The sequence below is a fragment of the Mycobacterium angelicum genome, assembly GCF_002086155.1.
Classification (GTDB): Bacteria; Actinomycetota; Actinomycetes; order Mycobacteriales; family Mycobacteriaceae; genus Mycobacterium; species Mycobacterium angelicum.
Genome location: NZ_MVHE01000319.1, coordinates 1 through 411, shown reverse-complemented (window position 1 = coordinate 411; position 411 = coordinate 1). Strand labels below are relative to the sequence as shown.

Genomic DNA, 411 nt, shown 5'->3' with positions numbered 1-411 from the left:
GGTGGCCGACCTCCCTGACGCCCTGGATGCGCTGCGCAATGAGTACCGCGGCTACGACTGGCCCGCCGACAAAATCGAGGAATTCATCCTGACGCTCGATCGAAACGGGCTGGCGACCGCCTACCTCTTCAGGTGCCTGAGCTGCGGCGTCCACTTGGCCTACGCCGATTTCGCTTAACCTCGGCGGCGACTGAGTCGACGCGAGCGCGGATATCGGACGCTTTTGCACAACAATGGTTCCGACGTGGCACAGCTCAGAGAGGAGCAGATCATGGATGTCCTACGCACCCCAGACTCCCGGTTCGAACACCTGGTGGGCTACCCGTTTGCACCGCACTATGTCGATGTGACGGCCGGCGACACCCAGCCGTTGCGAATGCACTACGTCGACGAGGGCCCGGGCGACGGTCC

1 protein-coding gene and 1 pseudogene are annotated in these 411 nt (G+C 63.3%); both read left to right on the top strand.

The features are described 5' to 3' along the window. A partial coding sequence (locus BST12_RS29585) for a CbrC family protein (RefSeq protein ID WP_211281428.1) occupies positions 1-178 on the top strand: 178 nt, incomplete at its 5' end. 93 nt (positions 179-271) lie between these two features. Next, positions 272-411: pseudogene (locus BST12_RS29580) on the top strand (haloalkane dehalogenase); the annotation flags it as partial.